Here is a 12,414-nt window from a genome sequence, read left to right as displayed (position 1 = left end):
AGAGTCGCGAGTAAGAACCATTGCTTGCGCCGTGCAGGCAAGCACGAGAGGAACATGATGGCTGAGAACACGACCGTCGAAACCGAGATCGCGGACGAGGACCTCGAGCCCGTAGCGGACGAAACTGCTCGTCAGGCACAGCGCGTCGTCGCTGCCTACGCGGAAGATGCCGACGAGTGCAGGATGCTGCTCTCGATGCTCGGTATCTCCCCCGCCGCCAAGCTCGACTGAATCTTTCCCTCACCGACCGAGAAGGAACCACGTGCCTGTCAGTCCGGATTCGACCAGTTCAACCCTTTCTGACAGCGCACCTGCTTCTTCGACCGGTGAAGCCGTGTCCGGTCAGGCTGAGTTCGTTGTCGTAGCGAACCGCCTGCCCGTCGACTTGGAACGGCTTCCCGACGGCACCACCCGCTGGAAGCGAAGCCCCGGCGGACTGGTCACCGCTCTCGAGCCGATCCTGCGCAGCAATCAGGGCGCGTGGGTGGGCTGGGCGGGGGTGGCGGACGCCGAGCTCGACCCCATCGTCGAAGACGGACTCGAGCTCTACCCCGTGCCGCTGAGCGCCGAGGAGATCAACGAGTACTACGAGGGATTCTCCAACGCCACCCTCTGGCCGCTCTATCACGACGTCATCGTCAAACCCGAGTACCACCGCGAATGGTGGAACGCCTACGTCGAGGTGAACCGGCGATTCGCCGAAGCCACCTCCAAGGCAGCGGCACAGGGCGCGACAGTCTGGATCCAGGACTACCAGCTGCAGTTGGTACCGAAGATGCTGCGGATGCTGCGCCCCGACCTGACCATCGGCTTCTTCCTGCACATTCCGTTTCCCCCGGTCGAGCTGTTCATGCAGATGCCGTGGCGCACCGAGATCGTCGAAGGCCTCCTCGGCGCCGACCTCATCGGCTTCCACCTTCCGGGTGGCGCACAGAACTTCCTGTACCTGGCCAGACGCCTTGCCGGGCAACAGACTTCACGTGGAACCGTCGGCGTCCGCTCCAAACTCGGTGTGGTGCAAGTAGGTTTCCGTAGCGTCCGCGTCGGCGCCTTCCCTATCTCCATCGACTCCGGCCAGCTCGACGAGCTCTCGCGCACCAAGGCAATTCGAGACCGCGCCAAGCAGATTCGCAAAGAACTCGGAAACCCCAAGCACATCATGCTGGGCGTCGACCGCCTCGACTACACCAAAGGCATCGACGTCAGGCTCGCTGCGCTCCACGAACTTCTCATGGAGAAGCGCATCGATCCCGCCGACACCGTCATGGTGCAGTTGGCGACCCCGAGCCGCGAACGCGTCGAAAGCTACGTACAGATGCGCGGAGACATCGAGCAGAAGGTCTCCCGGATCAACGGCGAGTTCAGCGAAGTCGGCCGCCCCGTCGTCCATTACATCCATCGGCCGATCCCACGCGACGAACTGGTCGCGTTCTTCGTCGCCGCCGATCTCATGCTCGTCACGCCGCTGCGTGACGGCATGAACCTCGTCGCGAAGGAATACGTCGCCTGCCGCAGTGATCTGGGTGGTGCATTGCTGCTCAGCGAATTCACCGGTGCCGCAGCAGAACTCCGCCAGGCATTCCTGTGCAATCCTCACGACCTCGACGACGTCAAGGATTCGATGGAGAAGGCCCTCAATCAACCGCGCGAGGACGGCCGGCGCCACATGCGTGCGCTACGTCGTCAGGTCCTGACGCACGACGTCGACCGCTGGGCGCGCTCGTTCCTCGACGCGCTCGCACACGGCGGTGCCGCAGGCCCGGCGCTGATCGCCCCGGCCGAAGCACAAGACCACTGAGGACAGTGCACAAAGGCTGAGGCCGCGGAGAGTGAATCTCCGCGGCCCCAGCCTCTTTCGTACCCGACTCCAGCCTTCGTGTGTTTGATCAGAAGGGTTGGACGTTGTTCACGAGCCAACGCCCGTCCTGCTTCTCCAGACTCATCTTCACGCGACTGCCACTGGCAACGGCTTCGGGCGATTCCGAAGACGTCGTGATCTGATTGAGGAACAGCATCGTCGTCGCGCTGTCTGCCTCGGCGTCGAGAACCGCGGCACCCTGGACGACTACCTGAACGGTCAGCGACTTTTCCTTGGCTCCCGGAATGATCACCGATTCGATCAGGTTGGTGAACGTGCCCTGGAAATCGCCCGTCAAACCGTCTGTGGCCGCGTGCAACTGCTGATCGACGTTGTTGTAGTCATACTGGAACATCGCAACCGCCTGATCGGAAGAGGCCTGTGCCACTTCGTCTCTGGTCTGATCGATCGCTGCGGTGTCACGCGTTCCGTCCGGACCGAAGTAGAGATACGCCGACACTGCCGCCAACGCGATGGCCACTGCACTGATGACGCACAGGATGATGGCGAGCGGTGCGGCGCGCTTCGGCTTCGGCGAAACTTGCTTGGACGTCTCGGGGTTCACTTCTGGGGTCATGGCACAAACTCCACATTCGAGGCAAGCAACTGCCCGTCGACGCCGCACATGGTGATTCGGAGTCGGTAGTTGCGTTCGGCGGGCGCTTCGTCGCCGTTCTTCTGCATCGCGCGCACCGCGACCAATGAAGTCCCGCAATCGCCGTCGGATTTCTCGAACCCGGCCTCGAGCACCTCGCCGTCGGTTTGAACTCCGGCCTGCCCGAGGACGTTGACAAACGAATCCTTGCGTCCGTCGAACTGCGACTTGAACTCGTCGGTGGTGCCGGCGAGAAACTTGTCGAGGTCGGCAGCCGCTGTATCCGCGTGCAGTGTCGTCAGATTCAGTGCGGTGGTCCGGGCACCGGCCACGTAGCGGGCTCGGTCCTCGTCGGCATTGGACGCCTTGTTCCGGTCGACGAGAAGAAACACCGTCAAGGCCGCAAGAGCAACAGCGATCACCGAAGCAACGGCGATCCCGACTACCAACCCGGCCTTGGACTTCGAACGAACAGGGGTGTCCACAGCAGTTTCTGCGGGGGTTTCGGCGGTACCGGTCGGCTCGGCCTTGGTCGCGACCTGATCACCGCTGACGACCTTCTCAGGTGGAGTATCGGGCTTGCCCAAAGCAACTGGCGCCGCCGCCTTCTGCTCATCTGGCTTCTGCTCAGCCGACTTCTGTTCGGCCGACTTCTTTTCGGTGGGCACTACTACCGCGGCAGCGTCTGCATCCGCACCCGTGGGTCCGGCGCTGCGAGACGCGCGACGGCGCACCCGCTGCCCGGCCTGTGGATCTTCGTCTGTCATCAACCCTGCTGACCCTTCATGAACTGTTCGAGACTGACGTCGCCGCCACCGAGATTCGGTTGCGAGTACGTCCTTCCGTCCGGCCCGATGTACGTGCCTGTAATCGGATCGTACCGACGAGCCGAGACCGAAGGCGTCGACGTGTACGAGCTCGGGGTCGCGGTAATCGGTTCCGGAGGCCCGGATTGCGGGTTCGTGCCCATCGGTACGTAGCCGGAACGGCACTGTTCGACCGTCGGCGCACGACGTCCCGGATACTCCTCGCAGGGAAGGTTTCTCGCGCCGCGCACGGCGATCGGCGAATCCTGGGCAACCTGGCAGAAGAGATCCGACGGCGTCTCGATCGGTGATTCGTCCTTCGGACTGCGCCACTGCTCTGCGGGCAGGAATCCTGTAGTGCACGGCGGCGGGTCGTTGACCTCCATGTGGAAGTCCACCAGTGCACCATCCGCAGCCGGGCCGGAGCCTGCCACCGTGACCAGCGCTGCGGCCAGCGGCGGGTAGATGACCAGAATCTGCTCGATCGCGTTGTTGTAGATCACGCCGACCTGTCCGACGGACACGAGGTTCGCCAGAAGAATCGGCAATGTCGGCTGCATGTCTTGCAGAAGAGCATTCGCCTCCGCCGCTGCCGCCGGCCCCTTCTGGATGACGGCACGCAGATCAGGGTCGCTGGCTCGGAGCTGATCGGTGAACGTCACCAGATTGCTTGTCCAGGAACGGATGGCATCGCTGCTGACCACCTGAGTGTCCAGGAGTGGACCGGCCTGCTCGATCAGGGTCTTGGTCGCGTCGGAGTTGTTGTTCGCCTCCTCGACGAACAGCCGAGCCGAGTCGATCAGCTTCTGCAGATCCGGGCCGGCACCGTTGAACGCCTTGAAGGATTCGTCGATGACGGTCTTGAGCTTGGTGTCGGAAATGCTCTGCAGCAACAGATCTGCCTGATCGAGCATCGCGCCGACATCTTGGGGAATGCTGGTTCGGTCTTCGGGAATCACCGATCCGTTTTCCAGATGCCCGTCGACCACGATCGCTCCGGAGCTGTCGGTGTGCGGAATCAGATCGACGAACTGCTCGCCGATCGCCGACACACTCTTGACCGCAGCGTCGACGTCCGAGGGCACCTTGACGCCGCTCTCGAGAGACAGTCGCGCATTCACGCCCGTTTCCGACAACTCCACCGCGTTCACGACGCCGATGGTCTGACCGCGGTAGGTGACGTTCGAGTTCTTGTACAGCCCACCGGTGGCGGGCAATTCGACAGTGACGTCGTAACGGCCGATACCGACCATCGCCGGAACACGCACGTACTGAGTGGCCATCACGATCAAACCGACAACCGTCAAGACGGCGAAGATGGTGAGCTGGATACGGACGAACTTTGTGAGCATCATGGTGCCGGTGCCCCCTGAGGAAGTCCTGGAATGTTGATCGGCGGAAGTCCCGGAATCTGAATGGTATTCGGATCCGCTGCCGGGGCCTGCGCAGCGGGAGCCTGTCCGGCGGGAGCTTGTGCCGGCGGTGCGGCAGGCTTGAGCGGATCGCTCAACGGGTTGCCTGTCTGTCCGGCGAGCCCCGCCTGCTTACCCAACACGCCTTCTGGTCCGGAGAGTGTTCCGGCCAACGGAGTTCCGGTGAGGAAGTTCGCGTCGAGTCGGGGCAGCGAGATGTCGATGGTCATCGCCAGGTTGGCATAGTCACCGCGGATGACGTTGTCGATTCCGTTCTGTGGGAACGGGAACGTCAAGAGGACTCCGAGAACCTGAGTGAGAGCGTTACCCGAATCCGCCAAGGCCTTCAGAGTCGGCGAAAGAGCCCGAACGTTGGTCGCGAAATCGTCGCCGCTCTCCTGGATGACGCGACTGGCCACCTCGCTGAGACCACCGAGGGAGGTCAACGCGTTGGTGATGTCCTGACGCTGAGCGACAAGAATCTCGAGTGCCGGCGGAATACCCTCGAGCGCTTTGTTCAAGGTGTCGTGCTGTGCCTGGACGGTCGAGGACAGTCGATCGAGTCCTTCCATCGCCGAAACGATGTCGCCTCGTTGCTTGTCCAGACTTCCGACCAGCTGATCGAGCTGAGGCAGGAGGTCTCGAACGGAATCTTCACGCCCACCGAGAGCGGCGTTGAGTTCCTTCGTGATGTCCTGAACCTGAGCGAGACCGCCGCCGTTGAGAACAACCGACAGCGACGACAGCGTCTGTTCCGTCGTCGGGTAAGCGCCCGCTCGCTCGATCGGAATCAGGTCACCGGCTTCGAGTCGGCCCTCGGGCTCTTCTCCAACCGGCGGCGCCAACTCGATGTGCTGAGAGCCGAGCAAGCTGGTCTGACCGATTTTTGCCGTCGCGTTGGCCGGCAACTGAACCTCGGGATTCAGCGACACCGTCACCAGAGCGTGCCAGCCTTGAACCTCGATGTTCGAAACGCTTCCCACTGCCACGTCATCCACCCGGACGGGCGAATTCTGCGACAGCGTAGTCACGTTCGGCATCTCGATCTGAACCTCGTATGCGCCTTCGCCCCGGCCTTGAGTGCCTGGCATCGGCACCGAGTTGAGACCGTTCCATTCACAACCGCTGGCGCCGAGAGCCACTGCCGTGGCCAACACCGCAACCGTGGTCTTGCGAGCTACCCGCATCAGTTCCCTCCGCCCATGTTGAAGAGTTCGGCGAGATCCTTGGGAACACTCGTCATGGGAGCACCTGACATCGGTCCTGCGACGGTTTCCGGCTGATTCTGACTTGCCGCTTCCAATCCCGGCTCGGTGTAGACGATCTGATCCGGGAAAGCCTGCACGCCCGCGACCGGGTTGAACAGGAATCCGGGGTAGTTGCCGATCATGGTGCTGAGCACCGGCCCGAGGTACTGCTTACACAGGTCGGCACTGTTCTGGGAGTTACCACTCTCGATACCTTCGATGGAACCACAGATCCACTGGATCGGATTCTTGAAGTTACTCAGTGCAATTGCGCCGGTCATACTGCCCTGAGCCGGCTTGTAGATCTGATAGAAGTTGGCAAGCGACGTCGGTCCGGAGTGCAGAACCTGCTCGATCTCCGGGCGCTTGTCAGTCAGTACCTGAGTGGCATCGGCGAGACGCGCAACCGATTCGCTCAGTCCCTCGCTGTTGTCCTTGACGAACCGCTGGACGTCGCCGACGGCCAGGTCGAGATCACTGAGGGCGGTACCCAACTCGTCGGAGCTGCTTGCGAGAACGCTTGTCACCGAAGCGAGGTGACCGCTGAACTGCACGATCTGCTCGTTACTCGAGGACAACGCAGTGACAAACGCCTGCAGGTTCCGAATGGTGGAGAACAAATCGGTCCGGCCTTCGGACAGCGTGTGCATCGTGGCCGAGAGTTCGCGCAGCGTCGACCGAATCGACTCACCGTTACCGTCGAGGTTCGTTCCCACGGTGTCGATGAATCGACCGAGGGAACCCTGATCGTCCAGACCCTCCGGTCCGAGTGCGTCCGACAGTTTGGTCAGTTCGGTCTTGATCTCGTCCCACTCCACCGGAACGGCGGTGCGCTCGATCGGGATCTCGCCGCCGTTGGGCATCTGTTCCCCGCCGGAGTACACGGGGGTCAATTGCACGAAGCGTGCGGACACGAGGCTTTGAGCAACGATGAGCGCCTTGGCATCTGCCGGAACGTCGACGCTCGAATCGATCTTCATCTCGACGTAGGTGTCCCGATCACGCGGTTCGATCTTGGTCACCTTGCCGACGTTGACACCGAGCACTCGCACGACATCGCCCTCGTAGAGACCGGTGGTCGAGACGAAGTGCGCGGAGATCTTGGTCTTGCCCAGGCCAGGGATGAAGAGGTAGGCCGCACCGGCGACGAGCAGAGCGACCAGCACACCCGCTCCGATCAGCACCCACTTCTTGCGTGGGTTGGTGGAGCCCTGTGGATCCTGTGAAGTCATGGTCTCGGTCATTCTCCCGGCCCCCTGATCGTCGGTGGAATACCGGGGAAGAAGTCTTCCAGGTCGCCCGGAACCTGCTCGGGCGCGACGCTGGTGTCCACCAGGGTCTTCCACCAGTTGCTCGGCAGAATGTTGATGATGAAGGCGTCGAAGAACGGGCCGCTGGCCACGGTCTCACCGAGCGCGGTGATGTACGGTCCGAGTCCGTCGAGCGCTCCCGCGATGTTGTCCTTGTTCTGCTGGAGAACCTCGGCGACCGAATTCAGCTTCTCGAGGGTCGGCCCCATCTGGGCCTCGTTCTCCTGCACCAGCGCTGACAGTTGACGTGAGACTGCGCCGGTGTTGACGATCAGTTCGCTGATCGCGTCACGCCGCAAGCTCAGTTCGGCAAACAACTTGTTGCCGTCGACCAGCAACGAATCGATCTGACCGCTTCTGTCGGAAAGGATCTTGGTGACATCTTCGGCCCGCGAGAGCAATTGGAGCAGGCTCTCGTCGCGTGAGTTGATGCTCTGCGAAAGCCGCGTCATTCCGTCCAATGCGGTGCGAAGTTCTGGCGGAGTATCGGCCAGGGTGTCCGAGATCGCGTTGAGCGAATCGTTGATCTGTTCCGTGTCGAGTTCGGACACCGTTGTCCCGAGGTCACCCAGAGCGTCGTTGAGCGAGTACGGGGAGTTGGTGCGCTCGATAGGAATCGGCGTGTCCGTCCGCAGCAGTCCGGATCCTTCCGGCCGCACCGCTAACGACTTTCGGCCGAGAACCGTGTTGGTCTTGATATCGGCCGCTGTCTGCTCGCCCAGGGCGACGCCGTCCTGAACGGTGAAGGTGACCAGTACCTTCTGGTCGTCGAGTTCGACGTCGCTGACCTTGCCGACATTCACGCCGGCCATGGTCACGTTGTCGCCGGCGACCAAGCCGCCGGCATCTTGGAAGTACGCCGAGTAGCGAATGCCGCCGTTGATGAACTGGAGTTGATCGTATTGAAGCGTGGCACCGACGGTTGCCACCGCCAGGACGAGACCGATGACACCGATCTGTACCGGATTACGTTCACGGGTAGGGGTCATGAGACTTTTGCGCACCTTCCCGTGTCCTGGACTGCCGTGGGCAAGATGATCGTCGTTCCGTCAGGTCCGGAGAACTTGAAAGTGTTGGCGCACAGATAGAACTGGAAGAACGCTCCGTACGTGCCCACTCGGATCAGCTTCCGGTAGTCGGACGGCAGACGATCGAGAGCGGTGTTGATGTCGTCCTTGCCCAGGTCCAGCTGCGTCATCGTTCGGTTGGTCTCCCCGATCAGCGTCTGGATGTCCGGACGTGTCGCCTGCAGCAACGACGCGAGATCTCCCGTGGCACCGGCGATCTCGGTGATCGAATTACCGATCGGGCCACTGTCCTTCGCCAATCCACTGACCAACTGCTGGAGCTGATCGATCGTGGTGGAGAACTGATCGCCCTTGTCGTTGATGGTGCCGAGTACATCGTTGAGATTGGTGATGACGTCCCCGATCAGCTGGTCTCGGTCCGCCAACGTGCTGGTGAACGAACTGGTGTTTCCCAGCAACGAAACCAGCGTTCCGCCCTGGCCCTGGAGTACCTGCAGCAGGGCCCCGGAGAGGTCGTTGACCTGCTGCGGGTCGAGCGAACGAAGCAGCGGCTTGAATCCGCCGAGCAGCAGATCCAGATCGAGAGCGGGCGACGTCTGATCGACCGGAATGGATCCTCCCGACGGAAGCGTCTCGGTGGAACCGGCGCCCTCGAGCAGTTCCATGTAGCGATCGCCCACCAGGTTCTCGTAGCGCACAGTCGCTTTGGTGCTCTTCATCAGCGAGTACTTGGTGTCGACGTCGAACTCGACCTCGGCCTGGTTGGAGTCACCGATGGACACTCCGGTGACCGACCCGACCGGAACACCGGCGATGCGGACCTTGTCGCCGGACTTGAGTCCCGAGACGTCCGAGAAGGTGGCGTGAAATCCGTTGCTGCTGCTGAAGCGCACCTGACTGAAGACGATCGCCAGTCCGGCGAAGATGACCGCCATGACGACGGTGAAAATCAGCAGCTTGACCGTGGTCGGTCTCATCACTTCCCGTCTTCCTGCTCGTAGGAGTCACCGAAGAGATACTGGAAAATGGTCGGCACGGTAACGCGCAGTTCGGTGTTGGGAACGAAGGGCACGTTGCCGGTGTTGGTGACTGCGAACGGTGCATGCCCGTCGACCTTCGGATCGAATTCGGGCAGACCATAACAATTGGGTCCGCCGGAGGCCGCGACCTTGGGGAGAGATTGCGGATTCTGGTACGCCTCGGCGCCGTACATGAAGCTCGCACTCAGCATCAGCGCCGCTTTGTCCCCGGTGCCTGCCAGTGGCTCGAACTTGATCCGGCCGTCGTTCAACCCGACGATGAAGCACGTCAGACCTGACGAGTACTTGTCGAGCAGGGTCGTCGTCGCGGTCAGAGTGTCGAGGGCGGTGGTCAGGTTCTGCTCGTTGTCGGTCAACAACGCGTTGCCGGTGTCCGCGAGGCCGGTGACGTTGAGCAACAGCAAGTCGAGGTTTGCCTGCTCGGCCACGATCGATCCGCTTGTCGCGGTGGCATTGTCGAGAATGCGCATCAGATCCGGTGCCACGTCGGCGTACAGATTGGTGACATCGGCGGCGCCGACCAAGTCTTCCTGGAGCTGCGGCAGAACCGGATTCATCTTCTTCAGATAGGTGTCACCGAGCTCGAGAACCTCACCCAGCGACTCGCCGCGCCCGTTGAGTGCGGTGGAGATCGCGCCGAGTGTGGCGTTGAGCTTTTCCGGTTCGATCTTCGCGAGTACGTCCGAAAGATGTTCGAAGACACTGTTGAACTCGACGGTGACGCTGTCCGAAGCGATGACAGCACCCTCCTGGATCGGCTGGGTCGACGGATCGTCGGGGATCACGATGTTGACGTACTTCGCACCGAACACCGTGGTGGTCTTGATCTCCACCCGGGCATTCGACGGAATCTTCGACATCTGGCCCGGGTCCATCGCCAACTTCAGGTTTGCCTGGTCCCCGTCGAGGGAGATCGATTCGACGCGGCCGACCTGCACTCCGCGCAACTTCACCTTGGCATTGGGTTCCATGACGAGGCCGGCACGCGTGGACGTCACGGTGATGGGCGTGCTCTTGGTGAACCCACCCGAGAACATGGTGAGAGCAACGGCGACGATCGCCACGAGTCCGAGGACCAGGCCGGCTGCGGCCAACTTCTTGTGCCATCTGGGTACGGTCATCGCTTGCCCGCCTATCCCGACAGGTTGAAGTTGCCGGACCCGCCGTAGATGGCGAGTGAGATGAGCAGGGTGACCGTGACGACCGCGATCAACGAGGCGCGCACTGCGTTACCCACCGCGACACCGACGCCGACCGGGCCACCGGTTGCGTTGAAGCCGTAGTAGGTGTGGATGAGCATGACGGCCAGCGCCATGACTATCGCCTGGGCGAACGACCACAGTATGTCCGTGGGTATCAGGAAGGTCGTGAAGTAGTGGTCGTACACGCCGCCGGACTGGTTGTAGAGGAACACCGTCGCAAAGCGGCTGGCGACGAACGACGCGATGACCGCCAGTGAGTACAGCGGGATGATCGCGATCATGCCGGCCATGACGCGGGTGCTGACCAGATACGGAATCGACGGGATCGCCATCGTCTCCAGCGCGTCGATCTCTTCGGAGACGCGCATCGCACCGAGCTGCGCGGTGGAGCCGGCGCCGATGGTCGCGGCGAGGCCGATTCCGGCGATGACCGGCGCTGCGATGCGAACGTTGATGAAGGCGGCGAAGAAGCCCGTCAGTGCTTCGACGCCGATGTTGCCCAGCGAGCTGTAGCCCTGAACGGCGATGGTGCCACCGGTGAACAGTGTCAGGAATCCGACGATCACGACGGTGCCACCGATGACGGCGAGCGCACCGGTGCCCATGCTGATCTCGGCGATCAGTCGCAGAGTTTCACGTGGATAGCGCATCAGCGCCTTGGGAGCGTGACCGAGAGCCTTCGCGAAGAACAGCGCTTGATCACCGATGCTGTCGATACTGCGAGAGATCGAGCCGATCTGTCGACGTGTGCGCGGGAAGCGTCCCGCTGCGGCCAACGCCATCAGATCTCCTCCCGTCTGTCGTTTGTCGTTCTGTCCACTTCGATCTCTCCGACTGCCGTGGGCCTCATCCGGCCGTCAACTTGATACCGATGGTCGTGATGAGCACGTTGACGACGAAGAGCGCCATGAATGCGAACACGACGGTCTGGTTGACCGCGTCACCGACGCTCTTGGCGCCGCCTTTGACGTTGAGTCCGAGGTAGGCCGCAACCAGGCCGGCGATCATGCCGAACAGCCCTGCTTTGACCATGGAGAGCATGAGCTCACCGAATCCGGTGAGCAGTGTGATGCCGTTGACGAAGGCGCCGGGGTTCACGTCCTGGATGAACACGGAGAAGACGAAACCGCCGAGGATGCCGATGGTGCAGACCAGTCCGTTGAGGAGCAGCGCCACACCTGTCGACGCGAGCACTCGGGGAACGACCAACCGGTGGATGGGATTGATCCCGAGCACCTTCATGGCGTCGATCTCTTCGCGGATGGTTCGGGCCGAAAGATCCGCGCAGATGGCGGTTGCGCCGGCGCCGGCGACGATCAGCACGGTGACGATGGGGCCGACCTGCGTGACGGTGCCGAGGGCAGCTCCGGCACCACTGAGGTCGGCTGCACCGATCTCGCGCAAGAGAATGTTGATGGTGAAGCTGACCAGCACAGTGAACGGGATTGCGACCAGCACCGTCGGCACCATCGAGACTCGGGCCACGAACCAGGCCTGATCGATGAACTCTTGCCGCTGGAAAGGGCGGGAGAAGACTGCCCTCAAGGTTTGGGCGGACATCTGAAAGAAGCCACCGACCGCTCGTAATGGCACCTCGACGAGGTCTACCATTCGCCCTCCTCGTCCTTGGTTGCCGCAGTACTGTCTGTTCTCATAGTCCAGCCCCCGACAGCTTGTGACTCAGGTCATATTAACTAGAACGTGTTCACCTGTCAAAAACAAGTGTCCAACTCTGAGGAGTAGCCTCACTGCGCCGATCCGAAACCGGAAGATCGGAGACATGGGAAGCATCCCTTTTCGATGTGATTTTCGCCGAAATATCCTGGAAATTAATACTTTTGAATGATCGGCGCCTTTCGGCGCCAGGTTCGCAATTCAGCCATGCGAGAGCCTTGACTGGGCACGCCGATCGAATA

Annotated in this window: 12 protein-coding genes; 2 read left to right on the top strand and 10 right to left on the bottom strand. The window is 61.7% G+C overall.

Annotation, left to right across the window (positions count from 1 at the left end):
* The first annotated feature begins 57 nt into the window (after nt 1-57).
* Both ATN38_RS28675 and ATN38_RS28670 read left to right on the top strand, forming a co-directional pair.
* A complete protein-coding gene (locus tag ATN38_RS28675) occupies nt 58-231 on the top strand; it encodes a hypothetical protein (RefSeq protein WP_164490548.1) in 174 nt (57 codons plus the stop codon).
* Nucleotides 232-334: 103 nt separating this feature from the next.
* Nucleotides 335-1,798 carry a trehalose-6-phosphate synthase gene (locus tag ATN38_RS28670; RefSeq protein WP_218749159.1) on the top strand — a complete coding sequence of 488 codons (1,464 nt, stop codon included), beginning with the start codon at nt 335-337 and terminating at the stop codon, nt 1,796-1,798.
* Nucleotides 1,799-1,886: 88 nt separating this feature from the next.
* Here ATN38_RS28670 and ATN38_RS28665 read toward each other — a convergent pair whose 3' ends face one another.
* From ATN38_RS28665 to ATN38_RS28620, 10 genes are all read right to left on the bottom strand, one after another.
* Entirely contained in the window at nt 1,887-2,435 is a 549-nt protein-coding gene (locus ATN38_RS28665; protein ID WP_209911421.1) for a twin-arginine translocation pathway signal, read from the bottom strand.
* Nucleotides 2,432-3,220, bottom strand: coding sequence for a hypothetical protein (locus ATN38_RS28660; RefSeq protein WP_218749158.1), 789 nt, complete (start codon nt 3,218-3,220; stop codon nt 2,432-2,434). Before ATN38_RS28660 ends, ATN38_RS28665 begins: the two co-directional genes overlap by 4 nt.
* Nucleotides 3,220-4,614 (bottom strand): MCE family protein, encoded by a 1,395-nt coding sequence (locus ATN38_RS28655; RefSeq protein WP_019747002.1) that lies wholly within the window; start codon nt 4,612-4,614, stop codon nt 3,220-3,222. The genes ATN38_RS28660 and ATN38_RS28655 overlap by 1 nt, the downstream gene beginning before the upstream one ends.
* On the bottom strand, nt 4,611-5,858 hold the full coding sequence (locus tag ATN38_RS28650; RefSeq protein WP_007734342.1) for an MCE family protein: 1,248 nt from the start codon (nt 5,856-5,858) through the stop codon (nt 4,611-4,613). Before ATN38_RS28650 ends, ATN38_RS28655 begins: the two co-directional genes overlap by 4 nt.
* On the bottom strand, nt 5,858-7,162 hold the full coding sequence (locus ATN38_RS28645) for an MCE family protein (protein WP_007734341.1): 1,305 nt from the start codon (nt 7,160-7,162) through the stop codon (nt 5,858-5,860). Before ATN38_RS28645 ends, ATN38_RS28650 begins: the two co-directional genes overlap by 1 nt.
* Nucleotides 7,159-8,217 carry an MCE family protein gene (locus ATN38_RS28640; RefSeq protein WP_021342936.1) on the bottom strand — a complete coding sequence of 353 codons (1,059 nt, stop codon included), beginning with the start codon at nt 8,215-8,217 and terminating at the stop codon, nt 7,159-7,161. The genes ATN38_RS28645 and ATN38_RS28640 overlap by 4 nt, the downstream gene beginning before the upstream one ends.
* Nucleotides 8,214-9,233 (bottom strand): MCE family protein, encoded by a 1,020-nt coding sequence (locus ATN38_RS28635; RefSeq protein ID WP_007734337.1) that lies wholly within the window; start codon nt 9,231-9,233, stop codon nt 8,214-8,216. The genes ATN38_RS28640 and ATN38_RS28635 overlap by 4 nt, the downstream gene beginning before the upstream one ends.
* Nucleotides 9,233-10,417, bottom strand: a complete 1,185-nt coding sequence (locus ATN38_RS28630; protein WP_042449518.1) for an MCE family protein — start codon at nt 10,415-10,417, stop codon at nt 9,233-9,235. The genes ATN38_RS28635 and ATN38_RS28630 overlap by 1 nt, the downstream gene beginning before the upstream one ends.
* A gap of 11 nt (nt 10,418-10,428) precedes the next feature.
* Nucleotides 10,429-11,280: an ABC transporter permease gene (locus ATN38_RS28625; RefSeq protein WP_003945759.1), complete on the bottom strand. Its 852-nt coding sequence runs from the start codon at nt 11,278-11,280 to the stop codon at nt 10,429-10,431.
* 64 nt (nt 11,281-11,344) lie between these two features.
* Nucleotides 11,345-12,109: an ABC transporter permease gene (locus ATN38_RS28620; protein WP_003945687.1), complete on the bottom strand. Its 765-nt coding sequence runs from the start codon at nt 12,107-12,109 to the stop codon at nt 11,345-11,347.
* Between the last annotated feature and the right edge of the window lie 305 nt (nt 12,110-12,414).

Source organism: Rhodococcus sp. FH8 (genome assembly GCF_019266085.1).
GTDB lineage: Bacteria > Actinomycetota > Actinomycetes > Mycobacteriales > Mycobacteriaceae > Rhodococcus_F > Rhodococcus_F qingshengii.
The sequence above is the reverse complement of the archived record's forward strand: the minus strand, read 5'-3'. Positions and strand labels throughout refer to the sequence as shown.

Bases quoted from the DNA above. Each gene is read 5' to 3' on its own strand.
- ATN38_RS28650 (WP_007734342.1), bottom strand. From the start codon at position 5,858: ATGCGGGTAGCTCGCAAGACCACGGTTGCGGTGTTGGCCACGGCAGTG.
- ATN38_RS28625 (WP_003945759.1), bottom strand. From the start codon at position 11,280: ATGGCGTTGGCCGCAGCGGGACGCTTCCCGCGCACACGTCGACAGATC.
- ATN38_RS28655 (WP_019747002.1), bottom strand. From the start codon at position 4,614: ATGATGCTCACAAAGTTCGTCCGTATCCAGCTCACCATCTTCGCCGTC.
- ATN38_RS28675 (WP_164490548.1), top strand. From the start codon at position 58: ATGGCTGAGAACACGACCGTCGAAACCGAGATCGCGGACGAGGACCTC.
- ATN38_RS28635 (WP_007734337.1), bottom strand. From the start codon at position 9,233: ATGAGACCGACCACGGTCAAGCTGCTGATTTTCACCGTCGTCATGGCG.
- ATN38_RS28645 (WP_007734341.1), bottom strand. From the start codon at position 7,162: ATGACCGAGACCATGACTTCACAGGATCCACAGGGCTCCACCAACCCA.
- ATN38_RS28665 (WP_209911421.1), bottom strand. From the start codon at position 2,435: ATGACCCCAGAAGTGAACCCCGAGACGTCCAAGCAAGTTTCGCCGAAG.
- ATN38_RS28620 (WP_003945687.1), bottom strand. From the start codon at position 12,109: ATGGTAGACCTCGTCGAGGTGCCATTACGAGCGGTCGGTGGCTTCTTT.
- ATN38_RS28660 (WP_218749158.1), bottom strand. From the start codon at position 3,220: ATGACAGACGAAGATCCACAGGCCGGGCAGCGGGTGCGCCGTCGCGCG.
- ATN38_RS28640 (WP_021342936.1), bottom strand. From the start codon at position 8,217: ATGACCCCTACCCGTGAACGTAATCCGGTACAGATCGGTGTCATCGGT.
- ATN38_RS28630 (WP_042449518.1), bottom strand. From the start codon at position 10,417: ATGACCGTACCCAGATGGCACAAGAAGTTGGCCGCAGCCGGCCTGGTC.